Below are 25,591 nucleotides of genomic sequence, written 5' to 3'. Positions count from 1 at the left end.
TGGCGATCTCGTCCCGACAACAATTCCAAGGAGAACGCAGATGAACGCACCGCAATCCCCTAACAGCACCAAGGTCGAGCAGGTCAAGCTGCTGATCGACGGCCAGTGGGTCGAGTCCAAAACCACCGAATGGCGTGACATCGTCAACCCGGCCACCCAAGAGGTGCTGGCGCGCGTACCGTTCGCCACCGTCGAGGAAGTCGATGCAGCCGTGGCCGCTGCTCACCGCGCTTTCCAGACATGGCGTAACACCCCGATCGGCGCGCGCATGCGCATCATGCTCAAGCTGCAGGCGCTGATCCGCGAACACACCAAACGCATTGCCCAGGTGCTCAGCGCCGAGCAGGGCAAGACCCTGGCCGACGCTGAAGGCGATATCTTCCGCGGCCTGGAAGTGGTCGAGCACGCTGCGTCCATTGGTACCCTGCAGATGGGCGAATTCGCCGAGAACGTCGCCGGCGGTGTCGATACCTACACCCTGCGCCAGCCGATCGGCGTATGCGCTGGCATCACCCCGTTCAACTTCCCGGCAATGATCCCGCTGTGGATGTTCCCCATGGCCATCGTCTGCGGCAACACCTTCGTGCTCAAACCGTCCGAGCAGGACCCGCTGTCGACCATGCTTCTGGTCGAGCTGGCGCTGGAAGCCGGCGTACCGGCCGGCGTGCTGAACGTGGTGCACGGCGGCAAGCAGGTGGTGGATGCCATTTGCACCCACCAGGACATCAAGGCGATTTCCTTCGTGGGCTCTACTGAAGTCGGCACGCACGTTTACAACCTTGGCAGCCAGCATGGCAAGCGTGTGCAGTCAATGATGGGCGCCAAGAACCACGCGGTGGTGTTGCCTGATGCCAACCGCACACAAACCATCAATGCGCTGGTGGGTGCTGCCTTTGGCGCGGCGGGCCAGCGCTGCATGGCTACCTCGGTGGCGGTGTTGGTGGGCAAGGCCCGCGAATGGTTGCCAGATATCAAGGAGGCTGCCAGCAAGCTCAAGGTCAATGCTGGCTGTGAGCCGGGCACCGACGTTGGCCCGGTGGTTTCCAAGCGTGCCAAGGAGCGTGTGCTGGGCCTGATCGAAAGCGGTATCAAGGAAGGCGCCAAGCTGGAACTCGACGGCCGTGACGTCAAGGTACCGGGCTATGAGCAAGGCAACTTCGTCGGCCCGACCCTGTTCTCGGGCGTGAAGACCGACATGCAGGTGTATACCCAGGAAATCTTCGGCCCGGTGCTGGTGACCCTGGAAGTCGACACGCTCGACGAGGCCATCGCCCTGGTCAATGCAAACCCGTTCGGCAACGGCACCGGCCTGTTCACCCAGAGCGGCGCGGCAGCACGCAAGTTCCAGAGCGAAATCGATATTGGCCAGGTCGGCATCAACATCCCGATCCCGGTACCCGTACCGTTCTTCAGCTTCACCGGTTCGCGTGGCTCCAAACTCGGTGACCTGGGGCCGTACGGCAAGCAAGTGGTGCAGTTCTACACTCAGACCAAGACCGTCACTGCTCGCTGGTTCGATGACGACAGCGTCAACGACGGTGTGAACACCACCATTAGCCTGCGCTAAGGAGTACGTCATGCGTATCGCATTCATCGGCCTGGGCAACATGGGCGCGCCCATGGCCCGCAACCTGATCAAGGCCGGGCATCAGCTGAACCTGTTCGACCTGAACAAGGCCGTGCTGGCCGAGCTGGCAGAACTGGGCGGGCAGATCAGCCCCTCGCCCAAGGACGCGGCGGCCAACAGCGAGCTGGTGATCACCATGCTGCCGGCCGCAGCCCATGTGCGTAGCGTGTACTTGAACGAGGACGGCGTACTGGCCGGTATTCGTCCTGGCACGCCGACCGTTGACTGCAGCACCATCGACCCACAGACCGCACGTGACGTGTCCAAGGCCGCAGCGGCAAAGGGCGTGGACATGGGGGATGCGCCGGTTTCCGGTGGTACTGGCGGCGCGGCGGCCGGCACCCTGACGTTCATGGTCGGCGCCAGTACCGAGTTGTTCGCCAGCCTCAAGCCGGTACTGGAGCAGATGGGCCGCAACATCGTGCACTGCGGGGAAGTCGGTACCGGCCAGATCGCCAAGATCTGCAACAACCTGCTGCTAGGCATTTCGATGATCGGCGTGTCCGAGGCCATGGCCCTGGGTAACGCGTTGGGCATCGATACCAAGGTGCTGGCCGGCATCATCAACAGTTCGACCGGGCGTTGCTGGAGTTCGGATACCTACAACCCGTGGCCGGGCATCATCGAAACCGCTCCGGCATCGCGTGGTTACACCGGTGGCTTTGGCGCCGAACTCATGCTCAAGGACCTGGGGCTGGCCACCGAAGCGGCACGCCAGGCACACCAACCGGTGATTCTCGGTGCCGTTGCCCAGCAGTTGTACCAGGCCATGAGCCTGCGAGGCGAGGGTGGCAAGGACTTCTCGGCCATCGTCGAGGGTTATCGCAAGAAGGATTGATGCAAGAGGTGGACTTCATCGCGGGCCAGGTGGCCTTCCCTCTGTAACTGCGCACCAGAGGGAAGGGCGTCTGCTCCGCGATATTTTTTGTCCACGCTTACAGGTAGTGCGCGGCCGTAGTAGGAGCGGGTTCACCCGCGAATGCGACAGAAGCCTCACCGCCGCATTAGCAGGTAAACCCGCGCCTGCAAGTCAGGCGAAGACGAAATACTTACGTACAGTCTCGACCACTTCCCACGTACCTTTCATGCCCGGTTCGATCACGAACACATCACCCGCTTTCAGGTGCTTGGGCTCTTCGCCTTCCGGGGTGATGATGCAGTAGCCATCGAGGAAGTGGCAGAACTCCCATTTATCGTAGTTGACCTCGAACTTGCCTGGGGTGCAGATCCAGGTGCCCATGATCTTGCTGCCGTCGGCCGACAGGTAGGCATTGAGGTTGACGGTGTGCGGATCGCCGCCGATGCGCTTCCACTTGGTGGCGTCCACGACCGGCGTCGGGCAGGTTTCGCGCAGGACGGTGATGAAATCGGACATGGCACAACTCCTGGTGACTGGCTGAATGACTGGTCACCATAGGCCCAACGGCCGCGCCGCAGTTGCCTGGGCTCGACGTCCAGGTGTCTGCCCGCGCTATGGCGGGCGGTTTGCCTCGACAGTGGTGTGCGCCCTACGCGTCAGCCGGTAAAGGTGGCTACCAGTTCTGCGGCATAGCCCGGCAATGCCGCAAAATCCCGTGCGCACACCAGCAGCCGGCGGTTGGCCCATGGCTCCTGCAGCGCCACCCAGTGCAACGGCAGCATGCCTTGCCAGCGCTGTACTGCTGCCAGCGGCACCACCCCGATTCCGGCCCCGCCCGCGACCATGCGGATCACCCCATCAAACCCCTCCGCACGCACCCGGACCTGCATGCGCTGCCCCTCGTGCAGCGCTTGCTCTTCAAGGTACAACCCCAATGCACTGCCGGCCCCCAGGCCGACATAGCCATGGGCCAGGCTGTCGACGAAGCTTGGCGCCAGCGCACTGGCCAGGGGGTGGCCCTGTGGCGTCACCAGCACCAGCGGGTCATCTCGAAACGGCCGGGTCTGCAGGTGCTCGCTGGGGGCGGCTGTGGACACGATGCCCAGGTCGGCCATGCCTTGGGTAATTGCCTGCACGATGCGCAAACTCGGCAGCTCTTGCACATCCACGCTGACGCCCGGGTTCTCAGCCAGATAGCTGGCCAGCAGTTCGGGCAAGTATTCGGTCAGCGCTGCGGTGTTGCACAGCAGGCGCACCTAGCCTTGCTGCCCTTGCGCGTACAGTCCCAAGTCGAACTGCAGGCGTTCGACCTGCTGCGTTATCAGCCGTGCATGCTGCAACAGTGCCTGGCCAGCCGGCGTTGGTTGTACGCCACGGCGGTTACGTTCCAGCAAGGGAATGCCCAGCGATGCTTCCATGGCGCGAATGCGCGCACTGGCTGCCGGCAGCGACAGATGGCTGCGGCTGGCGCCGGCGGTAATGTTGCCGCACTCCAGGGTGTGCTGGAACAGCTTTAGGTCGATCAGGTCGAAATGCATGTGGCTCTGTCCTGGCAAGAGGCTGGCTGAGTATATGGCAGATTCTCGCGTCGCCCGGGGCACGGCATCATCGGCCCATGACGACCTTGCTCGCTTTCTATCAGAACATTGGCCCGGCACTCTCGTTGCTGGTTGTACTGACCTTTCTGCTGGCTGGCGCAGTGAAGGGGGTCATCGGCCTGGGCCTGCCGACCATTGCCATGGGCCTGTTGGGCCTGGCTATGCCACCGGCGCAGGCTGCCGCGTTGTTGATCGTGCCCTCGACACTCACCAACCTGTGGCAGCTGGCCAGCGGCGGGCATCTGCGAGGGTTGTTGGTCCGCCTGGGGCCGATGCTGGCATTGATTTTTGTCGGCACCTTGCTGGGCAGCGCCTGGCTGGGAATCAACAGTGGCCCCTGGGCTGCGCACGCGCTGGGGGGCGCCTTGCTGGTCTATGCGTTGTATGGGTTGGTCGGCCCGGGCTTGCAGGTAGCCCCGGGACACGAGCGCTGGCTGGGACCGCTTTGCGGGCTGGTCACGGGTGTGGTCACCGCGTCGACCGGAGTGTTCGTGATGCCAGCGGTGCCTTACCTGCAGAGCCTGGGCTTGAGCCGCGAGCAGATGATCCAGGCCCTGGGCCTGTCGTTCACGGTATCGACCCTGGCCTTGGCCCTAGGCCTGGCCGGGCAGGATGCCTTGGGTGGCCAGGCGCTGGGGGCGTCGCTGCTGATGCTGGCGCCGGCCTTGCTCGGCATGCTGGCGGGCCAGTGGCTGCGTCAGCGGATCAGCGCGCTGCTGTTCAAGCGTTGCTTTTTCATCGGCCTGGCCGCCCTCGGCGGCCACCTGCTGATCAACGGCTAGCGGACGAAGCGCTGAGCATGTCGACCCTCTGGATATCGAAATCGCGCTCCAGGTAATCCATGCGGCTTTCGAAGAAGGCGGCCATGTGCGGGAGGGCCGAGTGCACGTCCAGCGCGGCCTTGTCGGCCCACACTTCGAAGAACACAAACAGGCTTGGGTCCTGCTGGTCGCGCAGCATGTGGTACTCGATGCAGCCGGGTTCCTGGCGGCTTGGCTCGACGTAGGGACGGAACAGGTTTTCGAATGCATCAGCCATTTCCGGGCGGGTCTTGGCTTTGAGGATAAAGGCGAACGGCTCACTCATGGGGCGCTACTCGGTGATGGGTGGTGAGTCGATTCTACGGCAATAATGCATTGCTCATTCGTGACTTCTGGTCAATTGTATTTTGCCCCGTCACCGCTGTATCCCGCCCCCGCGAGCCTCTAACCTGCCGGCATCAATTTTTGATTCGGCCGTGGAGGCCAGCATGAAAAAGATCCTTCTGCTCAATGGTGGTAAACAGTTCGCTCACTCCGAAGGCCGCCTCAACGCGACCTTGCACGAAGCGGCCATCGCTCACCTGGACCGCGCCGGTTTCGATGTGCGCCAGACGTTCATCGACGGCGGCTACGATGCCCAGGAAGAGGTGGAGAAATTCCTCTGGGCCGATGTGGTGGTCTATCAGATGCCCGGCTGGTGGATGGGCGCGCCGTGGACCGTGAAGAAGTACATCGACGAGGTGTTCACTGCCGGTCACGGCAGCCTGTATGCCAATGACGGTCGTACCCGTTCTGACCACTCGCAGAAATACGGCAGCGGTGGTCTGGTGCACGGCAAGCAATACATGTTGTCGCTGACCTGGAACGCGCCGCAGCAGGCGTTCGATGACCCGAGCGATTTCTTTGAAGGCAAAGGGGTGGATGCCGTGTATTTCCCGTTCCACAAGGCCAACCAGTTCCTGGGCATGACCGGCCTGCCGACCTTCCTGGCTGTGGATGTGATGAAGCGCCCGGATGTGCCGGCGGCGTTGGCAGCTTATGAGGCCCATCTGGACAAGGTGTTTGGCAAGGCACAGTAATTTTATGTCTGTACCGGCCTCTTCGCGGGCTTGCCCGCTCCCACAGGTATTACGCAGGTTTCAAGGACTTTGCAGTACTTGTGGGAGCGGGCAAGCCCGCGAAGAGGCCCGTACAGGCGCTGCTGGACTTGGCCTCGACAAGCGGTTATCTAATCCTTGCACAGACCAACCACAGGCCCTGATGTGAAAACCCGATCCGAAGAACTCCAGGTATTCGTCGCCGTCATCGACTGCGGCTCGATTTCCGCTGCTGCCGAGCAGATGGGCCAGACCCCGTCTGCCGTCAGCCGCACCTTGTCGCGTCTGGAGGGCAAGCTGGGCACCACGCTGGTCAACCGCACCACCCGGCGCATGGACCTTACCGAAGAGGGGCGCTACTTTCTTGAGCGCGCGCGGCTGATCCTGCAGCAGATGGACGAGATGGAAGAGCGTCTGTCGATGAACCGCCAGACCCCGACCGGGCGATTGCGCATCAATGCCGCTGCGCCGTTCATGCTGCATGCCATCCTGCCCTGGATCGGCGAGTTCCGCCGCCAGTACCCAGGCATCGAACTGGAGCTCAACACCGACGACCTGATCATCGACCTGCTGGAGCAGAGCACTGATGTGGCGATACGCATCGGAGAGCTGGCCGACTCCAGCCTGCACGCGCGCAGCCTGGGTTGCAGTCCGGTGCAGGTGCTGGCCAGTCCGGCCTACCTGGAGCAGCACGGCACGCCACGGCAGGTCGAGGACCTGGCCAACCACTGTCTGCTCGGCTTCAGCCAACCTGAGTCGCTCAATCACTGGCCGCTACGCCACGCTCAGGGCGATCGCTGGAGCATCCGCCCGACGCTGGTCGCTTCCAGCGGCGAAACCCTGCGCCAGCTGGCGTTGGCCGGGGAGGGCATCGTCAGCCTGTCGCACTTCATGACCCACGAAGATATCCGCACAGGGCGCCTGCAGGTGCTGCTGAGCGAGGCCAACAATGGCTACCGTCAGCCGATCCACGCGGTGTATTACCGCAACACCCAGTTGGCGCTGCGCATCCAGTGCTTCCTGGATTTCATCCAGCGCAAGCTGGCGATGTACGCCTGCTGAGTTGCCTGATCGCGACAAATCCTGTCCACAGGCGGCGAAACTTCCGACGGTTGATTGCACAGTCGAAGCGCTTCGGCCTTACTGACTGATCAACAAAAACAACACCAAGGAAGTGTCATGCGTATTGTCCCGTTCCAGTACCTGGCTCTCGCAGCCGCGATCCTGAGCTGTTCCTCGGTTTACGCCGCCACCCTGGAGGGCGGCGCGGTGGCCGCCCCCGATCAATATGGCGCACAGGTGGCCGCCGATATTCTGAAAAAGGGCGGCAACGCGGTGGACGCGGCAGTGGCGACCGCCTTTACCCTGGCGGTGACTTACCCAGAGGCCGGTAATATCGGCGGTGGCGGCTTCATGACCCTGTTCGTCGATGGCAAGCCTTACTTCCTCGACTACCGCGAAGTCGCGCCCAAGGCCGCCACGCGCAACATGTACCTGGACGACAAGGGCGAGGTCATCGAGAACCTCAGCCTGGTCGGGGCACGCGCCGCAGGCGTACCCGGTACGGTAATGGGCCTGTGGGAGGCGCACCAGAAGTTCGGCAAGCTGCCCTGGAGCGAGTTGCTGACCCCGGCCATCGGCTATGCGAAAAACGGCTTCAAGGTGGCGGAAAAGCAGTACCAGTACCGCAACGATGCCCAAGGCATGTTCAAGACGGCGACCAACTTCAACGATTACTTCGGCAACATGAAGGTCGGCGAGCTGTTCAAGCAGCCGGAAATGGCCCAGACCCTGGAGCGCATAGCCGACAAGGGCGTGAGCGAGTTCTATCAAGGCAAGACCGCCGATTTGCTGGTGGCGCAGATGCAGGCTGACAAAGGCCTGATTACCAAAGAAGACCTGAAGGATTACAAGGCGGTATGGCGTGAACCGATGGCCGTGAGCTGGCGTGGCAATGTGGTGTATACCGCGCCACCGCCGAGCTCGGGCGGTGTGGCGCTGGCCCAGTTGCTGGGCATCAAGGAAGACCGCGCGGCCGACTTCAAAGGGGTGGCGCATAACTCGGCGCAATACATCCACCTGTTGGCCGAGATCGAAAAGCGGGTGTTCGCCGACCGCGCCGATTACCTGGGCGACCCGGCCTTCACCAAGGTGCCGGTGGACCAGCTGGTGGCCAAGGATTACCTGGCCAAGCGCGCAGCTCAGGTCAACCCGAAGGCCATTTCCGACACCGACAAGGTCAAGCCGGGCCTTGAACCGCACCAGACCACGCATTTCTCGATCGTCGACAAGCAGGGCAACGCGGTCAGCAATACCTACACCCTCAACCTCGACTACGGCAGTGGTGTGGTGGTGAAGGGCGCCGGTTTCTTGCTCAACGACGAGATGGATGATTTCAGCGCCAAGCCGGGGGCGGCGAACGCCTTTGGCGTGGTCGGCGGTGATGCCAACGCGATCGAACCGGGCAAGCGCATGCTGTCGTCGATGAGCCCCAGCCTGATGACCCGCGATGGCAAGGTCGAGCTGGTTATCGGTACCCCGGGTGGTTCACGGATCTTTACCTCGATCTTCCAAGTGATGAACAACCTGTACGACTACGGCATGCCGCTGGACAAGGCGGTGGCGGCGCAGCGCGTGCACCATCAGTTACTGCCCAAGGACACCATCTACTTCGACAGCTATTCGCCATTGACCGGGCCGGTAGCTGATGAGCTGAAGAAGATGGGCTATGTGCTGGAGGACCAGGGCTGGGAGATGGGCGACATCCAGGCGATCCGCGTCGATGGGGCGAAGCTTGAGACCGCTTCCGACCCACGTGGGCGTGGGGTGGGGATGATCGTCAAGTAGTACCTGTTAGCACGCCGGGAGGGCTTTGCCCTCCTATCGCGACACAAGGCCGCTCCCACGAGGACCTGCGTTGGGGCCTTGAGTCGCGAAAGGGCCGCAAAGCGGCCCCAGGTGCCAACGGTCAGACGCGGAACTGGCTGACCAGTGTCTGCAACTGCCCACCCAGCCGCGCCAGCTCCACACTCGACGCTGCCGTCTCGTCACTGGCTGCTGCGGTTTGCTCTGACACATCACGCACATTCAGGATGCTTCGGCTGATCTCTTCAGCCACCGCACTCTGTTGCTCTGCCGCCGCAGCAATCTGCTGGTTCATCGACTGGATGCTCGATACCGTACTGGTGATGCTCTCCAGCGATGACCCGGCCTTTCGCGCCAGTTCGACGCTGCTGTCGGTCAGGGCACGGCTGCCCTGCATGGCATTCGCCACTTGCTGGGTACCGTGCTGCAGGCTGGCAATCAGCTCTTCGATCTCTTCGGTAGACTTCTGCGTGCGTTGGGCCAGGCCGCGCACTTCGTCGGCAACCACGGCAAAGCCACGGCCTGCCTCGCCGGCACGCGCCGCCTCGATCGCTGCGTTGAGCGCCAGCAGGTTGGTCTGTTCGGCCACCGACTTGATCACGTCCATCACGCTGCCAATTTTCTGGCTTTCCTGCTGCAGCAGGTTCATGGCCTCGGTGGAGCGGTGCATGTCTTCGGCCAGGCGTTCGATCTGGCCGATCGCTTCGCCCACCACGCGGTCGCCGGCACGGGCTTCGTCATCGGCTCCGGTGGCTGCATGTGAGGCCTGCTCGGCATTGCGCGCCACTTCCTGAACGGTAGCGGCCATTTCGTGCATGGCGGTGGCCACCTGGTCGGTCTCGACTTTCTGGCTGTTGGCGCCCGCGCTGGTCTGTTCGGTGACTGCCGACAGCTCTTCGGCGGCGCTGGCAATCTGGGTGACACCATCGCGGATGCCGCTGATCAGCTCGCGCAGGGTGGTGCCCATGCGCGCGATGCCTTGCTGCAGCACGCCCAGTTCGTCACGGCGGGTGACGCGCATGTGCTGGGTAAGGTCGCCACTGGCGATTTTTTCCACGGCCACCAGGGTGTCTTGCAACGGGCGCGTGATCTGGCGGGTGATCAGCACCGCCGCCAGCACGCCGACCAGCAGCGCCAGCAGTGTGGCGATGGCCTGCAGGCTGCGGGCCTGGGTGCTCTCGATGTCACGGCGCTCCAGCTGGATCTGGTACAACGCGTCGCTGCGCTTGACGATGTCGGCACCCTGCACGGTCATTTCGGCACGCGAGGTGGTGATGTTGGCAACCGCGTCGCGGAACTGGCGTACGGCGTCACGATAGGCCAGTACTGCGTTTTCGAACTGTTGCAGGCGCGCATCTTCGCTGGGCAGCTGGCGCTTGAGGTTGTCGGTATCGGCCAGTGCTGCATCCAGCTGGCGCAAGGCGGCCTGCTCGTTGGCGCTGCTGTTGTCGGCGATGTAGCCACGCACATCGATGCGTACCTGCAGCAGTTGCTGGCGGGCCTTGCTGATCAGCTGGTACTGGGCCAGGCGCACGCTGTCAGCCTCGGGGCGAGCCATCACCTCCCGGCTGAGCGCATCCATGGCCTGGTCGGCGCGGATGGCCGAGCTGTCCATGGAAACGCGCGCTGCGCGGGTGGCGTCGTAGCCCTGGCGCATCTTGTTCAGCGACAGCTTGTAGGCACTGATGGTATCGCCCAGCTCACCCAGCAGCTTGACGTTCTCCGGGCTTTTGAAGGTGGTGGCCAGGTAGGCTTGCTGCTTGCTGAATGCGTCCAGCTTGGCCAGGGTGTTGGCGGCGGCGGTATCGTCGCCGTTGGCGATCATGTACTGCAGGCGCGCAATGCGCAGATCGGTGAGGTCCTTGTTCAACTGGCCAATATCGCCCATCCAGTTGCTACGGTCGATCAGGCTGCCCAGGCTGGTCCAGCCGGTGAGGGCCAGCAGGCCAGTGAGGACCAGCACCAGGCCGAAGCCCAGGCCGAGTTTAAGGTTGACGCTGATGTTGGCGAACCAGCTGTTCATGCACGCTCTCCAGAAGTTGATTTCGCTCTCTTGATCTTCGATCGCCAGGCGTTGTTGTTCTGGATGCCCGCTGATTCGTGCAGGGGTTATCGGCCGTGATTGGGGAAGCTGAAACGCTTTTTCAGCAAAATATCAGCAGATGGTCTCACTTGGTCCCTGTTGGGCCCGGGATCAGAGGGTGCGTGCGCTGAAGGTGTCGCAGCGGTTCACTTCACCTTCGGCAAACCCGATCTTGAACCAACGCACCCGCTGCGCGGAAGTACCATGGGTGAACGAGTCCGGCACTACGCGGCCGCGGCCTTGCTGCTGCAGGCGGTCGTCGCCAATGGCATTGGCCGCATTCAGCGCTTCCTCGACATCGCCTGGCTCCAGCCAGTTCAGGCGTTTCTGCGCCTGGTAGGCCCATACCCCGGCCAGGCAGTCAGCCTGCAACTCCTGGCGCACCAACAGGCCGTTGTCGCCCTCCATGCGCTGGCCGGCGCGTCGTGCGGCATCGATCTTGGCCGAAACGCCCAGCAGGGTCTGCACATGGTGACCGATTTCGTGAGCTATTACGTAGGCCTGGGCGAAGTCGCCCGCTGCAGCGAAGCGGGTTTCCATTTCGCGGAAGAACGACATGTCCAGGTACACCCGCTGGTCCGCCGGGCAATAGAACGGCCCGACCGCTGCCGAGGCAAAACCACAGGCCGAATTGACCTGGCCACTGAACAGGACCAGTTTGGGGTCACGGTATTGTTTGCCGGCCTGGGCGAACAGGGCTTTCCAGGTGTCCTCGGTGTCGCCCAGAATCGAGGCGACGAACTCGGCCTGCTGGTCGTTGGCCGGGGGGGCCTTGGCGCTTGTACCACTGGGGGCCGTTTGCTGTTGCTCCAGCTGGCCGGTGAGCTGGCCAAGAATCTGCAGCGGGTCCTGCCCGGTGAGCCAGCCGATGCCGACGATCAGCAGAATCGCCCCGAGCCCCAGCCCCTTGCCGCCGCCGAAGCGCATGCCGCCACCGCCACCTTCGCCCCGAGCATCGACCACGTTGTCGCTGCGTCGGCCTTTTCGCCATTCCATGAATGCTCTCCCGAGCGTGAAACAAGAAGTCAAAGATTAGTTCAGGAAAGCGGCAGGTGTCAGGCAAAGGTGTTAAGCCATAACCATTTGGTTATGTATGAGGTGGTCGATTTCAATATTCATCGCGCGCGACCTGCCGGAAACTGCAAGTCCGCCTGCCACGCCCAGGCGTTCTCACAATTCCAAGAGAGGAAACCGGCATGCCCGCCCAGGACAACAGCCGCTTCGTGATCCGTGATCGCAACTGGCACCCTAAAGCCCTTACGCCTGACTACAAGACCTCCGTTGCCCGCTCGCCGCGCCAGGCACTGGTCAGCATTCCGCAGTCGATCAGCGAAACCACTGGTCCGGACTTTTCCCATCTGGGCTTCGGCGCCCACGACCATGACCTGCTGCTGAACTTCAATAACGGTGGCCTGCCCATTGGCGAGCGCATCATCGTCGCCGGCCGTGTCGTCGACCAGTACGGCAAGCCTGTGCCGAACACTCTGGTGGAGATGTGGCAAGCCAACGCCGGCGGCCGCTATCGCCACAAGAACGACCGCTACCTGGCGCCGCTGGACCCGAACTTCGGTGGTGTTGGCCGGTGCCTGACCGACCGTGACGGCTATTACAGCTTCCGCACCATCAAGCCGGGCCCGTACCCATGGCGCAACGGCCCGAACGACTGGCGCCCGGCGCATATCCACTTCGCCATCAGCGGCCCATCGATCGCCACCAAGCTGATCACCCAGTTGTACTTCGAAGGTGACCCGCTGATCCCGATGTGCCCGATCGTCAAGTCGATCGCCAACCCGCAAGCCGTGCAGCAGTTGATCGCCAAGCTCGACATGAGCAACGCCAACCCGATGGACTGCCTGGCCTACCGCTTCGACATCGTGCTGCGCGGCCAGCGCAAGACCCACTTCGAAAACTGCTGAGGACCCCGCCATGCCAATCGAACTGCTGCCGGAAACCCCTTCGCAGACTGCCGGCCCCTACGTGCACATCGGCCTGGCCCTGGAAGCCGCCGGCAACCCGACCCGCGACCAGGAAATCTGGAACTGCCTGGCCAAGCCAGACGCCCCGGGCGAGCACATTCTGCTGATCGGCCACGTATACGACGGAAACGGCCACCTGGTGCGCGACTCGTTCCTGGAAGTGTGGCAGGCCGACGCCAACGGTGAGTACCAGGATGCCTACAACCTGGAAAACGCCTTCAACAGCTTTGGCCGCACGGCTACCACCTTCGATGCCGGTGAGTGGACGCTGCAAACGGTCAAGCCGGGTGTGGTGAACAACGCTGCTGGCGTGCCGATGGCGCCGCACATCAACATCAGCCTGTTTGCCCGTGGCATCAACATCCACCTGCACACGCGCCTGTATTTCGATGATGAGGCCCAGGCCAACGCCAAGTGCCCGGTGCTCAACCTGATCGAGCAGCCGCAGCGGCGTGAAACCTTGATTGCCAAGCGTTGTGAAGTGGATGGGAAGACGGCGTACCGCTTTGATATCCGTATTCAGGGGGAAGGGGAGACCGTTTTCTTCGACTTCTGAGGTGAAGCTTGGGGCCGCTATGCGGCCCATTCGCGGGCAAGCCCGCTCCTACAACGATCTGCGTACACCGACGCCGATCAATGTGGGAGCGGGCTTGCCCGCGAATGGGCTGCAAAGCAGCCCCGGCGATACAACGATCAGCGCCGAACCAGCAGAACCCCACTCTCCATATGGTGGGTATACGGGAACTGGTCAAACAATGCACAGCGCTCGATGCGGTGGGTGTCCTGCAACTGGGCAATGTTCGCTGCCAGCGTTTCCGGGTTGCACGAGATGTACAGAATGCGCTCGAAACGACGGGTCAGCTCGCAGGTATCCGGGTCCATCCCCGCACGCGGTGGGTCGACGAACACTGTACCGAACTGATAACTCTTCAGGTCGATGCCTTCCAGGCGCCGGAACGGCCGCACTTCATTCAGTGCCTGGGTCAGCTCCTCTGCCGACAAACGTACCAGCCGCACGTTATCCACAGCGTTTTCGTCAAGGTTGCTCAGTGCGGCATTGACCGACGTCTTGCTGATTTCGGTGGCCAGCACCTGGCGTACGCGCGTGGCCAGCGGCAGGGTGAAGTTACCGTTGCCGCAATACAGCTCCAGCAGGTCATCCTCACGCTCGCCAATGGCCTCGAAGGCCCAGCTGAGCATCTTCTGGTTCACTGCGCCGTTGGGCTGGGTGAACGCACCCTCCGGCTGGCGGTAACTGAACACGCGGCCAGCCACATCGAGTTTTTCCACTGCGTAGTCGCGGCCGATAACCAGGCGTTTGCCCTTGGAGCGGCCGATGACGCTCACCCCCAGCGCTTCAGCCAGTTGCCGTGCTTCCACTTCCCAGGCCTCGTCCAGCGGGCGGTGATAGCACATCGTGATCATCGCATCGCCAGCCAGGGTGGTGAGGAACTCCACCTGGAACAGGCGGTTGCCCAGTTCTTCGCTGGCCTGCCAGGCTGCCTTCAGGCGTGGCATCAACGCGTTGATGCGTTCGCTGGCAATGGGGAAATCGTCGATCAGGATTGCCTTGTGCTTCTCGCCCGGGGCGAACATGGCGTAGTGGCGCTGGCCATCCTCGCGCCACAGGCGGAACTCGGCGCGCAGGCGGTAATGCTCGCGCGGTGAGTCGAAAACAGCCGGTTCCGGCGCGCCGAACGGTGCCAGCAGCTCGCGCAGCCGGGCCACTTTGGCATCCAGCTGGGTGGCGTAGGAGGAGGGGTCGAAAGCAGCACTCATGCGTTGAACCAGCCTAGCTTGATGACGAACAGGATGGAAAGGATCACCAGCGCCGAGTTCAGTTCGCGGTGGCGGCCCGAGATCAGCTTGACGGCGGTCCAGGCGATGAAGCCGAAGGCGATACCATTGGCGATCGAGTACGTCAGCGGCATGGCCAAGGCAGTTACCACCACCGGTGCGGCTTCGGTGACGTCGTCCCAGTTTATTTCCGCCAGGCCCGAGGCCATCAGTACCGCGACGAACAGCAGCGCCGGAGCGGTGGCGAAGGCGGGCACGCTACCGGCCAGTGGGGCGAAGAACAGCGCCAGCAGGAACAGCACGGCAACCACAATGGCCGTCAGGCCGGTGCGGCCACCGGCGCTCACGCCCGCAGCGGACTCGATATAGCTGGTGGTGGTCGAGGTGCCCAGCAGGGAGCCGGCCATGGCGGCGGTGCTGTCGGCGATCAGGGCGCGGCCCATCTTCGGCATGTGGCCGTCCTTGCCCATCAGGCCGGCGCGCTTGGCCACGGCGATCAGGGTACCGGAGTTGTCGAACAGGTCGACGAACAGGAACGCGAAGATCACGCTGATCAGGCCCACGTCGAGGGCACCGGCGATGTCCAGCTGCAGGAAGGTGGGTGCCAATGAAGGTGGCATCGACACGATCCCGCCGAACGGCGTGACGCCCATGGCGATCGATGCGACGGTGACGGCCAGGATGCCGATCAGCACCGCGCCGCGAACTTTCAGCGACTCAAGGCCGACGATCAGGAAGAAGCCCAGTGTGGCGAGAATCACCGAAGGCTGCTTGAGGTCGCCCATGCCCACCAAAGTGGCTGGGTTATCGACGACGATGCCGGCGTTATGCAGGGCGATCAATGCCAGGAACAGGCCGATGCCGGCGGCAATCGCCGAACGCAGCGGCAGCGGAATGCTGTTCACGATCCACTCGCGGATGCGGAAGATCGACAGCAGGAAGAACATCACTGCTGACAGGAACACGGCACCCAGTGCCACCTGCCAGGTGTGGCCCATGTGCAGTACTACGGTGTAGGTGAAGAACGCGTTCAGGCCCATGCCCGGTGCCAGGGCGATCGGGTAGTTGGCAATCAGGCCCATGGTAGCGGAGCCGATGGCGGCTGCCAGGCAGGTGGCGACGAAGATCGCGCCCTTGTCCATGCCGGTCTCGCCGAGGATGCTCGGATTGACGAACAGGATGTAGGCCATGGCCAGGAAGGTGGTGACGCCCGCGAGAATCTCGGTGCGCACGTTGGTGTTGTGTGCTCTTAGTTGAAACAGCCTTTCCAGCATGCCCGCTCCCCAAGGCGCCCCCGGCGCCATGAATGTATCGACCCCATCAGCAAAGCACAGACCGTACCGGATGCTGTGGTTTTGTGTGGGGAGGAAAAAAGCCGCGCATCATACCAGCATGCATGGCGGGGGCCTATGGCCGTTGGGGAATGGGTTTTTCTGGCCCTGCGCGGGGTACGCCCCCTGTAGGCGCGGGCTTGCCCGCGAAGCGGCGGGCACAGGTGACCCATCACCCGTTATGCAACCGATCCCGCTTGGCCAGGGTAGGGAACAGTTTTATCCACACCCCGGTCACCACCAAGGTGCCCACCCCGCCCAGCACTACCGCCGGCACTGTACCAAACCAGTGCGCGGTCACCCCCGATTCGAACTCACCGAGCTGGTTCGAGGCACCGATGAACAGGCCGTTCACTGCGCTCACCCGCCCACGCATTTCATCCGGTGTCTCCAGCTGCACGAACGAGCTGCGAATGACCATGCTGATCATGTCTGCCGCACCCAGTACCACCAGTACCGCCAGCGAGAACCAGAACGAGGTCGACAGGCCGAAGGCGATGGTCGCCACACCGAACACCCCGACCGCAGTGAACATCGTCCGCCCGACGTTGCGCTGGAACGGGAAGCGCGCCAGCCAGAGCGACATCAGCAACGCCCCCACCGCTGGCGCCGAGCGCAACAGGCCAAGGCCCATCGGCCCGGTCAGCAGGATGTCCTTGGCAAATACCGGCAGCAACGCGGTGGCTCCGCCCAACAATACGGCGAACAGGTCCAGCGAGATGGCGCCGAGGATGTCGGGCCGGCTGCGAATGAAACGGATGCCAGCCAGCAGCGATTCGATGCTGGCGCGCCCGCGCTGGGCGACCTGGCCGCGCGCCTGCAGGCTCAGGGTCAGCACGCAGGCAATGGCGTACAAGGCCACCGTCGGGCCGTACACCCACATGCTGCCAAAGGCATACAGGAAACCGCCCACCGCCGGCGCCACGATGGTCGCCGACTGGGTGGCCGAGGCCGACGCCGCCACTGCCCGCGGGAACAGCCCGGCCGGTACCACATTGGGCAACAGCGCCTGGGTTGCCGGCATTTCGAATGAGCGGCTGGCGCCGAGCAGGAAGGCCAGGGCAAAGATCAGTTCGCGGGTGACGTTGTCGGTGGCACTGCCCACCGCCAGCGCCAGGGCAATCAGCCCCTGAAGGCTCTGGCACAGGGCGGCGACCTTGCGCCTGTCATAGCGGTCGGCGACATGGCCGGTGTGCAGCATGAACAGCACCCGTGGGGCGAACTCGACCAGGCCGACCAGGCCCAGGTCCAGTACGTTGCCGGTCAATTGGTAGAGGTGCCAGCCGATGGCCACGGTGAGCATCTGGAAGCCGCTGGCGGTGAACACGCGAGCCAGCCAGAAGGCCAGAAAAGGACGATGGTGACGCAACAACTGCGGTGCGGAATCGGACATCGGAAACCAGGGGCCTCGGCGCAGTAGAGGGGTGCGCAGCGTATCATCTGTTTGTAACAAACGGTTACTGTTTGCTCAGGTCGGCACTTTTCCACTGCTAATCAAAGAGGGTGAGGCAACAGGTCACGCGGCAATCCACCACACGGCCCACCAGGCCATTCGGGACTATGCTTCCTAGCATTCATTGATCTGGGTCAATCGTTCCAGATCAATGAATTGGCCGTCTGGCCGGAATCCCTGCGATCGAACAGAACAATTCCAACACGCCGTACTCGACCCAGTGGGGGCAGTGGGCGACTGGGGCCACAAGCCCGGACGCCGGATTATCTGAAGAGGAAGCACCATGTTCGGAATAGAGGCCTTAGAGCTCGCCCGAATGCAGTTTGCCTTTACCGTGTCGTTCCACATCCTGTTCCCGGCCATCACCATTGGCCTGGCCAGCTACCTGGCAGTCCTCGAAGGCCTATGGCTGCGGACCCACAACCAGGTCTACCGTGACCTCTATCACTTCTGGTCGAAGATCTTCGCCGTCAACTTCGGCATGGGCGTCGTCTCCGGCCTGGTCATGGCCTACCAGTTCGGCACCAACTGGAGCCGCTTCTCCGACTTTGCCGGCGCCGTTACCGGCCCGCTACTCACCTACGAAGTACTGACTGCGTTCTTCCTCGAGGCCGGTTTCCTGGGCGTCATGCTGTTTGGCTGGAACCGCGTCGGCCGTGGTCTGCACTTCTTCTCCACGGTGATGGTAGCGCTCGGTACGCTGGTCTCGACCTTCTGGATTCTCGCCTCCAACAGCTGGATGCAAACCCCGCAAGGTCACGAGATCATCGATGGTCGGGTGGTGCCGGTGGACTGGTTTGCGGTGGTGTTCAACCCCTCCTTCCCCTACCGCCTGATGCACATGGCCACTGCCGCGTTCGTGTCCACCGCGTTCTTCGTCGGTGCCTCGGCGGCCTGGCACCTGCTGCGCGGGCGTGACAACCCGGCTGTACGCAAGATGCTGTCGATGGCCATGTGGATGGCACTGATCGTCGCCCCGATTCAGGCAGTGATCGGCGATTTCCACGGCCTCAATACCCTCAAGCACCAGCCGGTGAAAATTGCCGCGATCGAAGGCCACTGGGAGAACGTGCCCGGTGAGCCGACGCCGCTGATCCTGTTCGGCATTCCCGACATGGAGGCCGAGACTACCCGGTTCAAGATCGAGATCCCGGCGCTCGGCAGCCTGATCCTGACTCACAGCCTGGACAAGCAGGTGCCGGCGATGAAGGAGTTTCCGCCCGAGGACCGGCCTAATTCGACCATTGTGTTCTGGTCGTTCCGGATCATGGTCGGGCTTGGTTTCCTGATGATCTTCGTTGGCCTGTGGAGCCTGTGGTTGCGCAAACGCGGCACGCTGTACAGTTCACGCCCGTTCCTGCATGTGGCCCTGTGGATGGGCCCATCCGGGCTGGTCGCGTTGCTGGCCGGCTGGTTCACCACCGAAATTGGCCGCCAGCCCTGGGTGGTGTACGGCCTGATGCGCACGGCGGACGGTGTTTCCAACCACAGCTACGCCCAGCTCGGCTTCACCCTTGTGGCGTTCGTGGTGGTGTACTTCGCCCTGTTTGGCACCGGCCTTGGCTACATGATGCGCCTGGTGCGCAAAGGGCCGCAGACCGGCGAGGGTGACGAGCACACACCGGGAGGCCCAGGCCAGAAACGCACGCCGGCACGGCCTTTGTCCGCCGCCGATGATGGCCGCGAGGCCACCTCTGCCAGCCTGAACGAGGGGAACTGAACCATGGGTATCGACCTTCCACTGATCTGGGCCGTGATCATCATCTTCGGCGTCATGATGTACGTGGTGATGGACGGATTCGACCTGGGGATCGGCATGCTCTTCCCCTTCGTCAAGGGCGAGCAGGACCGTGATGTCATGATGAACACTGTCGCGCCGGTATGGGACGGCAACGAAACCTGGTTGGTCCTGGGCGGTGCCGGACTGTTCGGGGCCTTCCCGATGGCCTATGCCGTGGTCCTCGAGGCCCTGTACCTGCCCCTGATCCTGATGCTGATCGGCCTGATTTTCCGAGGCGTGGCCTTCGAGTTTCGCTTCAAGGCCAAGGCCGACAAGCGGCACATCTGGGACAAGGCTTTCATCTGGGGTTCACTGATCGCCACCTTCTTCCAGGGCGTGGCGCTGGGCGCGTTCCTGGAGGGGTTCAAGGTGGTCGACCGGCATTTTGCCGGTGGCACCCTGGACTGGCTGACGCCGTTCAGCCTGTTCTGCGGGCTGGGGTTGATCGTGGCCTACACCCTGCTGGGTTGCACCTGGCTGATCATGAAGACCGAAGGGCCGCTGCAGCAGAAGATGCACGATATGGCCCGGCCGCTGGCGCTGGTGCTGCTGGTGGTGATCGGTATCGTCAGCCTGTGGACGCCCATCGCCTACCCGCAGATTGCCGACCGCTGGTTCAGCATGCCCAACCTGATCTGGTTCATGCCGGTGCCGCTGCTGGTGCTGGTGACCTTCTACGGGTTGCTCAAAGCGGTGGCACGCAACGCGCACTACACGCCGTTCCTGCTCACGCTGGTACTGATCTTCCTTGGCTACAGCGGCTTGGGAATCAGCCTGTGGCCTAACATCATCCCGCCGTCGATTTCGATCTGGGATGCCGCAGCGCCACCGCAAAGCCAGGGCTTCATGCTGGTGGGTACCCTGTTCATCCTGCCGTTTATCCTCATGTATACCTTCTGGAGCTACTACGTGTTCCGCGGCAAGGTGACCCACGAAGACGGCTATCACTAGGAGGGCCGCATGATGGCTGGCAAGCATGGTTTGGAAGACAAGAAACCGCTGTGGCAGCGACTGGGTTGGCTGTTGCTGATCTGGGCGATGAGCGTCGCAGCGCTGGGTGTGGCGGCCTGGGTGATGCGGCTGTTCATGGGGGCGGCGGGCCTGACCACACACTGATAAAGAGCGGCAGCGGGCTTGCCCGCGAAGCAGGCAACGCGCTAGATGGCACCGGCGTTGCCGGTGTTCGCGGGCAAGCCCGCTCCTACGGGAGCGGTGGCGCGCTTACTTGCGGGCTTTCAGAATGACGAACTTGGGCGTTGCCGCCACCTGCTCCACCCCCCGGAACAACCGCGCCAGCTTGCTGTGATAGCCCAGGTGCCGGTTACCCACGATGTACAGCGCCCCACCTACCACCAGCGCTTCACGCGCCTGCTGGAACATGCGCCAGGCGAGGAAATCGCCTACTACCTGCTGTTGGTGGAACGGCGGGTTGCACAGCACCACGTCCAGCGACTGTTTCTCCAGCCCGGCCAGGCCATCGGCCGCAAAGAAGTTCGCCGGGCGTTCGCCCAACGCTGCCAGCCAGTTCTCCCGCGCCGATTGCACTGCCATGTACGACTCGTCGACCAGGGTGTACTCGGCCTCCGGGTTGGCCAGGGCGCTGGCGATTGCGAGCACGCCGTTGCCGCAGCCCAGGTCTGCCACCCGCGCACGGCCGAGGTCGCGAGGCAGATGCGGGAGGAACGCCCGCGTCCCGATATCCAGGCCTTCACGGCAGAACACGTTGGCGTGGTTGACCAAGTCAAGAGCCGGCGTGTCGAGGCGGTAGCAGCTGGGGTAGGGGGACTTGGCGAGCGGCCGCTCGGCAACCGTTGCTGTCAGCAAACGGGCCTTTTTCAGTGCCAGCGAAGCCTGTACGGGGCCGATGTACTTCTCCATCAGGTCGCCGGCCGCGCGCGGCAGGTGCTTGATCATCGCCCCGGCAATCACCTGCGCACCGGGTGCCAACTGGCCTTGCAGGCGGATCAGTTGTTCTTCCAGCAGGGCCAGGGTCTTGGGCACACGCACCAGCACCCGGTCGAACGGGCCTTGCCAGTGTTCGCTGGCCGGTACGAACGGCACGCTGTCGAACGGCAGGCCATTGCGCGCCAGGTTCTTTTCCAGGGCCAGGTGCCCCAGGTGCGAGTCACCGCTGCTGACCACCTGCATCTGGCCCGCCAGGCTGGCGGCCAGGGCACCGAAGCTGTCATTGAGCACCAGTACCCGGCAATTGGCGTCGGGTGCCTGATCGTGTAGCTGCGCAAGCAGGTACTCGTCGGCGGCATCGAAGGCCTGCAACGGGTCGTTGGCCTGCTCCGGCTGGCGGATCAGGTCGAGTTCGGCGTAGGGGGTGGTCAACAGGGGCATGGCGTCTGGCTCGGGTACGAAACTGCCCGTTGCGGTTCGCGCCGGGCTTTGCCGGGCGATTCTACAGGGCTTTGCCCAAGGTCGCAGGTTTGAAGGTCAGATCCAGCCACGCAAGGCGGCAATGGCGATGGCTCCGGCCTTGTTGGCAGCGTTGGTCTTGGTGATCACGCTGCGGATATGGAAATTGACCGTGCTTTGCGACAGCGAGAGGATGGAGGCAACATCGGCAGCGGTCTTGCCGGCGGCAGACCATTTCAGCACTTCCAGTTCGCGCTCGCTCATTTTCGGCTGGGGTGGGCACAGCGCGTTCAGGTGGTGCTCGCCCAGTACCGCGTGAAGGGTGTGGCACAGCCACTGCACACTGCCGGCTTTGTCGTACAGCTCGAGCACATCGATGTGTCCGTTTGGCCGAGCGACACTGATCTGGCTTTCGTTGTGCTGCTGGTCGTGAAGCGACTGTGTCCAGCCGTGGCGCAAGCCATGCTGGCAGGCCATTTCGCGAAATTGCGGGGCTTCCTTGTACAGTTCATCGGTCCACAGCACCGGCGTCGTCGAGCTGTGGCTCAGGTTCGCTGCCGGGTCCTGCTTGTAGAAGTCGTCGCGCTGGTAGCGCTCGATCCACTCAATTGGGTAGTTGCTGTAGAGGTACAGCCTTGGCGTTTGCGTAGCGATCTGAATGCGGATGTTCAGCCCAAGGTAATCCATGTCCAGGTCCTGAGCCAGATGGACTGCGATGTCGAATAGCTTCTGCGGGCTGCGTTCGCTGACGAACGCATGAAGATACTCGGGTTTCCAGTGAAGCATTTGAAACACTCCTAGGGGCGCGCAGGATCCAATCCGTTTGAGTACCCGGATGATTGTAGGAAAAGACCTACCATCCTGTTGGGATTTTTTTGTTATAGCGAACAGGATTTTCTGCGAGTTCGGCACGTTCAACCTGGATGAGGCCCTACAAAGCGGTGGTTTTTATCCTGGCCACTTTAGGCGACACTGTGCACACGCCAACCCTGGAGCCCGATATGACCGCTAGCGCCGAAAAGTTCACTCGCCAGACACTGCTTGATGTTCAGCCACTGACGCCGAACCTCTTCAGCCTGCGGGTTACGCGCGATGCGGGGTTCCGCTTCCGTTCCGGCCAATTCGCCCGGCTAGGTGTGACCAAGGCCGATGGTAGTGTGGTGTGGCGCGCCTATTCCATGGTCAGCGCCCCCCATGACGAGCACCTGGATTTCTTTTCCATCGTGGTGCCAGGTGGTGAGTTCACCAGTGAGCTGAGCCGTTTGGGTGCAGGCGATACGTTGCTGATCGACCGCCAGGCGTTCGGTTTCCTCACCCTCGACCGCTTCGTCGGTGGTCGTGACCTGTGGCTGCTGGCTACCGGTACCGGCATTGCGCCATTCATGTCGATCCTCCAGGACTTTGAGGCCTGGGAGCGCTTCGACAGCATCAAGCTGGTGTATTCAGTGCGCGAAGCGAAGGAGCTGGCCTATGTGGATGAAATTGCCGGGCTGGAACAGCGCGATTATCTGGCCGAGTACGCGGGCAAGTTGCAGTTCATTCCCGTGGTGACCCGTGAACAACACCCTGGGGCGTTGAATCAGCGGATTACGACGTTGATCGAGAATGGCGAACTGGAGAAGGCGGCGGGGCTTGAGCTGTCGCCGGAGCATTCGCGGGTGATGCTGTGCGGTAACCCGGAAATGATCGACGAAACCCGCAAGGTCCTCAAGGCGCGAGACCTGCAACTGAGCCTGAGCAAGCGGCCCGGGCAGGTGGCCGTCGAGAACTACTGGTAAGACCATTGCGGCCGTTGCGGGCCTGTAGGCGCGGGTTTACCCGCGAAAGGGCCGGGCCTGCTGGCCAATCTCCACCCGCCGTTCACCGTTGCTGCCGCCACCGTATTCGGGGGTAATCCGGATCCTACACAGACCGCCGTGTAGGAGCGGGTTTACCCGCGAAGAGGCCGGCCCTGCTGGCCAATTTCCACCCGCCGTTCACCGTTGACGCCGCCACCGTATTCGCGGGTGAACCCGCTCCTACACCGGATTGGTGGTGGACACACATCGGAGGCTGGGCACAGGCACCGTCGTGTAGGAGCGGGTTTACCCGCGAAAGGGCCGGGCCTGCTGGCCAATCTCCACCCGCCGTTCACCGTTGCCGCCACCACCGTATTCGCGGGTTTACCCGCGAAAGGGCCGGCCCTGCTGGCCAATCTCCACCTGCCGTTCACCGTTGGCGCCGCCACCGTATTCGCGGGTAAACCCGCTCCTACACAGCGGCGCGTTCCTGTGCAGGAACGGGTCACGCGTGGAAGGGCCGAGACAGGATGAATACAAATGACTGCCCGGTCCCGGATGACTGCGACAGCCTCCAAGGTGTAGCCTTGGCCGATACCCGCTTTCGTTGTGACTGACAGGAGCTTCCCATGCAGCATTACGTAACGCCCGACCTGTGTGACGCCTACCCGGACCTGGTACAAGTGCTGGAGCCGATGTTCAGCAATTTTGGTGGCCGCGATTCGTTCGGTGGCCAGATCGTTACCATCAAGTGTTTCGAGGACAATTCGCTGGTCAAGGAGCAGGTCGAACTCGACGGCAAGGGCAAAGTGCTGGTGGTCGATGGCGGGGGGTCGCTGCGCCGTGCGCTGCTCGGCGACATGCTCGCCGAAAAAGCCGCAAAAAACGGTTGGGAAGGCTTGGTGATCTACGGCTGCGTGCGTGATGTCGACGTGCTGATCCAGACCGACGTTGGTGTGCAGGCCCTGGCCAGCCACCCGATGAAGACCGACAAGCGGGGTATTGGCGATCTCAACGTGGTGGTGACCTTCGCCGGGGTAACCTTCCGCCCGGGTGAGTATGTGTATGCCGACAACAATGGCGTGCTGGTCTCGCCGAAACCGCTGAAAATGCCGGAGTAATGCGCCGCACGCGCTGATGGAGCTTTGATGTTCGAGGAAGACAACGCGCAGTGGGGGCTGGTGCATGCCCTGGTGCTCGATGGCAAAGGCGGCGCGCGCTCGATTGCCCGTACCGAACTGGACGACCTGCAGTTGCAACCGGAGCAGAGCCTGTGGTTGCACTGGGACCGCAGCCATCCGCAAACCCGTTCCTGGCTGCTGCACGACAGCGGCCTGAGCGAGTTCGCCTGCGAGCTGCTGCTGGAAGAAAACACCCGGCCGCGCCTGCTGCCCATGGCGGACGAACAGCTGTTGCTGTTCCTGCGGGGGGTCAACCTCAACCCGGGTGCCGAGCCCGAAGACATGGTTTCGGTACGCATCTTCGCCGAGGCGCAGCGGGTCATCTCGCTGCGCCTGCGGCCGTTGCGCGCCAGCGATGAAATTCTCCAGCTGCTGGAACAGGGCAGGGGGCCGAAATCGGCCTCGGAACTGTTGTTGTTGATGGGTGAGTTGCTGACCGAAAAGGTCCAGGGCCTGGTCAGCGACCTGGCCGAGCTCGTCGACCTGGAGGAAGAAAAGGTCGAATCCGACGAGCGGTATGCCCCGGAGCAGGGCAGCCTGCAGCAGATCCGCCGCCGTGCCGCTGGCTTGCGCCGCTTTCTCGCCCCGCAACGGGAAATCTATGCGCAGTTGTCGCGCAGCAAATGGAGCTGGTTCGCCAATGCCGACGCCGATTACTGGAATGAACTCAACAACAGCCTGATCCGCTACCTCGAAGAGCTGGAACTGGCCCGCGAACGCGCTGCGCTGGTGCTGGAAAGCGAGGACCGGCGGCGCAGCGAGCGGATGAACCGCACCATGTACCGCTTTGGCATCATCACTTGCATCTTCCTGCCCATGAGCTTTGTCACCGGGCTACTGGGCATCAATGTCGGCGGCATCCCCGGGGCGGAAAACCCTTTGGGCTTCCTGTTCGCCTGCATCGTCGTGCTGGGGTTGGCCGTGGGGCAGTGGTGGCTGTTCCGGCGGTTGCGGTGGGTATAGCTGTGCAATTTGAAACCTTCGTGCCAACAGGATGTGTGACCCGTCGCCCGGCCATCTCGTCTCTTGCTGACACTGCGC

General features: G+C 62.8%; 23 protein-coding genes and 1 pseudogene. 14 read left to right on the top strand and 10 right to left on the bottom strand.

The features are described from left to right. Nucleotides 1-40: 40 nt before the first annotated feature. Together V7787_RS07865 and mmsB are read left to right on the top strand one after the other, a co-directional pair. Nucleotides 41-1,567, top strand: a complete 1,527-nt coding sequence (locus V7787_RS07865; protein WP_003251574.1) for a CoA-acylating methylmalonate-semialdehyde dehydrogenase — start codon at nt 41-43, stop codon at nt 1,565-1,567. A gap of 10 nt (nt 1,568-1,577) precedes the next feature. Continuing rightward, nucleotides 1,578-2,465, top strand: coding sequence for a 3-hydroxyisobutyrate dehydrogenase (gene mmsB, locus V7787_RS07860; RefSeq protein WP_010955321.1), 888 nt, complete (start codon nt 1,578-1,580; stop codon nt 2,463-2,465). 192 nt (nt 2,466-2,657) lie between these two features. Here the strand turns inward: mmsB and V7787_RS07855 are convergent, their stop codons facing one another. Continuing rightward, nucleotides 2,658-3,002: a cupin domain-containing protein gene (locus V7787_RS07855; protein WP_003251579.1), complete on the bottom strand. Its 345-nt coding sequence runs from the start codon at nt 3,000-3,002 to the stop codon at nt 2,658-2,660. A 140-nt stretch (nt 3,003-3,142) separates the two neighbouring features. Beyond that, nucleotides 3,143-4,024, bottom strand: a pseudogene (locus V7787_RS07850) (LysR substrate-binding domain-containing protein). Nucleotides 4,025-4,101: 77 nt separating this feature from the next. Here V7787_RS07850 and V7787_RS07845 point away from each other — a divergent pair. Further along, entirely contained in the window at nt 4,102-4,866 is a 765-nt protein-coding gene (locus V7787_RS07845) for a sulfite exporter TauE/SafE family protein (RefSeq protein WP_104887055.1), read from the top strand. Here V7787_RS07845 and V7787_RS07840 read toward each other — a convergent pair. Beyond that, nucleotides 4,856-5,170 (bottom strand): putative quinol monooxygenase, encoded by a 315-nt coding sequence (locus V7787_RS07840; protein WP_198748357.1) that lies wholly within the window; start codon nt 5,168-5,170, stop codon nt 4,856-4,858. The genes V7787_RS07845 and V7787_RS07840 overlap by 11 nt on opposite strands. A 163-nt stretch (nt 5,171-5,333) precedes the next feature. Between V7787_RS07840 and V7787_RS07835 the strand changes: the two genes are divergently transcribed. The 3 genes from V7787_RS07835 (at nt 5,334) to ggt (ending at nt 8,789) form a co-directional block, all read left to right on the top strand. Next, the gene (locus tag V7787_RS07835; RefSeq protein ID WP_049587100.1) at nt 5,334-5,924 is read left to right on the top strand and encodes an NAD(P)H-dependent oxidoreductase; all 591 of its coding nucleotides are present in this window, start codon (nt 5,334-5,336) and stop codon (nt 5,922-5,924) included. Between the two features lie 183 nt (nt 5,925-6,107). Beyond that, nucleotides 6,108-7,004: a LysR family transcriptional regulator gene (locus V7787_RS07830; RefSeq protein ID WP_010955316.1), complete on the top strand. Its 897-nt coding sequence runs from the start codon at nt 6,108-6,110 to the stop codon at nt 7,002-7,004. Nucleotides 7,005-7,121: 117 nt separating this feature from the next. Then, on the top strand, nt 7,122-8,789 hold the full coding sequence (ggt, locus tag V7787_RS07825) for a gamma-glutamyltransferase (protein ID WP_198748358.1): 1,668 nt from the start codon (nt 7,122-7,124) through the stop codon (nt 8,787-8,789). A 121-nt stretch (nt 8,790-8,910) separates the two neighbouring features. Here ggt and V7787_RS07820 read toward each other — a convergent pair whose 3' ends face one another. Continuing rightward, complete coding sequence (locus V7787_RS07820; protein WP_064491004.1) at nt 8,911-10,830, bottom strand: methyl-accepting chemotaxis protein; 1,920 nt, start codon at nt 10,828-10,830, stop codon at nt 8,911-8,913. Between the two features lie 171 nt (nt 10,831-11,001). Continuing rightward, nucleotides 11,002-11,886 carry a KPN_02809 family neutral zinc metallopeptidase gene (gene ypfJ / locus V7787_RS07815; protein WP_020193242.1) on the bottom strand — a complete coding sequence of 295 codons (885 nt, stop codon included), beginning with the start codon at nt 11,884-11,886 and terminating at the stop codon, nt 11,002-11,004. 200 nt (nt 11,887-12,086) lie between these two features. Between ypfJ and pcaH the strand changes: the two genes are divergently transcribed. Both pcaH and pcaG read left to right on the top strand, forming a co-directional pair. Then, a complete protein-coding gene (gene pcaH, locus V7787_RS07810; RefSeq protein ID WP_009682255.1) occupies nt 12,087-12,806 on the top strand; it encodes a protocatechuate 3,4-dioxygenase subunit beta in 720 nt (239 codons plus the stop codon). Between the two features lie 10 nt (nt 12,807-12,816). Then, nucleotides 12,817-13,422 (top strand): protocatechuate 3,4-dioxygenase subunit alpha, encoded by a 606-nt coding sequence (pcaG, locus tag V7787_RS07805; protein ID WP_010955312.1) that lies wholly within the window; start codon nt 12,817-12,819, stop codon nt 13,420-13,422. A 137-nt stretch (nt 13,423-13,559) separates the two neighbouring features. Here pcaG and trmA read toward each other — a convergent pair whose 3' ends face one another. The 3 genes from trmA to V7787_RS07790 form a co-directional block, all read right to left on the bottom strand. After that, complete coding sequence (gene trmA / locus V7787_RS07800) at nt 13,560-14,645, bottom strand: tRNA (uridine(54)-C5)-methyltransferase TrmA (protein ID WP_004575991.1); 1,086 nt, start codon at nt 14,643-14,645, stop codon at nt 13,560-13,562. Then, nucleotides 14,642-15,937, bottom strand: coding sequence for an NCS2 family permease (locus V7787_RS07795; RefSeq protein ID WP_010955311.1), 1,296 nt, complete (start codon nt 15,935-15,937; stop codon nt 14,642-14,644). The genes trmA and V7787_RS07795 overlap by 4 nt, the downstream gene beginning before the upstream one ends. 229 nt (nt 15,938-16,166) lie before the next feature. Further along, nucleotides 16,167-17,387 (bottom strand): MFS transporter, encoded by a 1,221-nt coding sequence (locus V7787_RS07790; RefSeq protein WP_010955310.1) that lies wholly within the window; start codon nt 17,385-17,387, stop codon nt 16,167-16,169. Nucleotides 17,388-17,730: 343 nt separating this feature from the next. Here V7787_RS07790 and V7787_RS07785 point away from each other — a divergent pair, with 343 nt between their 5' ends. From V7787_RS07785 to V7787_RS07775, 3 genes are read left to right on the top strand one after another with little or no spacing between them, the layout of a single operon-like run. Then, nucleotides 17,731-19,167 carry a cytochrome ubiquinol oxidase subunit I gene (locus V7787_RS07785; protein WP_010955309.1) on the top strand — a complete coding sequence of 479 codons (1,437 nt, stop codon included), beginning with the start codon at nt 17,731-17,733 and terminating at the stop codon, nt 19,165-19,167. A 3-nt stretch (nt 19,168-19,170) separates the two neighbouring features. Further along, a complete protein-coding gene (gene cydB, locus V7787_RS07780; RefSeq protein ID WP_010955308.1) occupies nt 19,171-20,178 on the top strand; it encodes a cytochrome d ubiquinol oxidase subunit II in 1,008 nt (335 codons plus the stop codon). Nucleotides 20,179-20,187: 9 nt separating this feature from the next. After that, complete coding sequence (locus V7787_RS07775; protein WP_003251614.1) at nt 20,188-20,343, top strand: DUF2474 domain-containing protein; 156 nt, start codon at nt 20,188-20,190, stop codon at nt 20,341-20,343. Between the two features lie 105 nt (nt 20,344-20,448). On the opposite strand, the gene V7787_RS07770 is transcribed toward V7787_RS07775, so the two are convergent. Next, the gene (locus V7787_RS07770) at nt 20,449-21,573 is read right to left on the bottom strand and encodes a methyltransferase (protein WP_336086970.1); all 1,125 of its coding nucleotides are present in this window, start codon (nt 21,571-21,573) and stop codon (nt 20,449-20,451) included. A gap of 96 nt (nt 21,574-21,669) precedes the next feature. Then, on the bottom strand, nt 21,670-22,377 hold the full coding sequence (locus V7787_RS07765; RefSeq protein ID WP_064491001.1) for an autoinducer binding domain-containing protein: 708 nt from the start codon (nt 22,375-22,377) through the stop codon (nt 21,670-21,672). A gap of 215 nt (nt 22,378-22,592) precedes the next feature. Between V7787_RS07765 and V7787_RS07760 the strand changes: the two genes are divergently transcribed. From V7787_RS07760 to V7787_RS07750, 3 genes are all read left to right on the top strand, one after another. Further along, nucleotides 22,593-23,369 (top strand): ferredoxin--NADP reductase, encoded by a 777-nt coding sequence (locus V7787_RS07760; RefSeq protein WP_014592355.1) that lies wholly within the window; start codon nt 22,593-22,595, stop codon nt 23,367-23,369. Between the two features lie 629 nt (nt 23,370-23,998). Next, on the top strand, nt 23,999-24,490 hold the full coding sequence (gene rraA / locus V7787_RS07755) for a ribonuclease E activity regulator RraA (protein WP_010953085.1): 492 nt from the start codon (nt 23,999-24,001) through the stop codon (nt 24,488-24,490). A 27-nt stretch (nt 24,491-24,517) separates the two neighbouring features. Further along, complete coding sequence (locus V7787_RS07750; RefSeq protein ID WP_003248655.1) at nt 24,518-25,513, top strand: zinc transporter ZntB; 996 nt, start codon at nt 24,518-24,520, stop codon at nt 25,511-25,513. Nucleotides 25,514-25,591 lie beyond the last annotated feature (78 nt).

Source organism: Pseudomonas sp. CGJS7 (assembly GCF_036961695.1).
The sequence above is the reverse complement of the archived record's forward strand: the minus strand, read 5'-3'. Positions and strand labels throughout refer to the sequence as shown.